Below are 334 nucleotides of genomic sequence, written 5' to 3'. Positions count from 1 at the left end.
TCTCGATTCAAACCAACGGCAAGATAAATGGTTTTGTTGATGACTTTGGAATTTTCTCTTACCTTAAAAACAATTCCGTCCATCCAGACAATCAGATACAGATCATCCAAAGGACGGTTCTGCCAAGCGGTTACCTCGCTTGCAACAGCACTGGTGATTCTTGAAATTGTTGAAGTAGAGACCTCAAAATCATACATCTCACGGATCTGTTCCTCTATATCGCTCACGCTCATTCCTTTGGCATAGAAGGAGATGATGATGTTCTCCAAACCATCGATAATATTGTGTCTTTTGGGAACTAGGGCAGGATCAAAACTTCCTTCTCGGTCACGGG

At 42.5% G+C, this 334-nt stretch carries 1 protein-coding gene; it reads right to left on the bottom strand.

Going from position 1 to position 334, the window contains the following annotated elements; translation table 11 throughout:
* The coding region (locus tag AC23MB_RS14405; RefSeq protein WP_487787660.1) for a transposase at window positions 1-334 on the bottom strand (334 nt) is incomplete at both ends.

The sequence above is a fragment of the Soonwooa sp. T0.1_25 genome (assembly GCF_057652215.1).
The sequence above is the reverse complement of the archived record's forward strand: the minus strand, read 5'-3'. Positions and strand labels throughout refer to the sequence as shown.